We start from the raw sequence: 331 nt of genomic DNA on the forward strand, positions 1-331 counted from the left end.
ACTCTCTATTTCAACCGGGTTTCGAATACACTGATCAGCTTCTGCATACTCATGAGGAAAGACCACGATAGGAAAGTAATCTGGATTCTCCAATAGATCGCGCAAAGCAGCCTCCTGCTCGGTACGTTGCCACTGGAAAGCATAATTGTCAGGGATAAGATCTGCGATGATGCGTCCGGTATTACTGGGCTTAAATACTTCCCCCTGATAGAGAATAAAACAAAATGCACAAGCAGCCTCAACAACGGGTCGCTCTGCACAGATGCAATGATGCTCAACTAATAGGCATGACGGGCACCTTTCTAACTTGCTACCACGAGCAGAAAAAGGC

General features: G+C 46.5%; 1 protein-coding gene. It reads right to left on the reverse strand.

Annotated elements, in window-relative coordinates; genetic code table 11:
• On the reverse strand, positions 1 to 331 hold a 331-nt coding region (locus A3735_RS10210; protein WP_156499584.1), incomplete at both ends, for a DTW domain-containing protein.

It is taken from the genome of Oleiphilus sp. HI0061 (assembly GCF_001635675.1).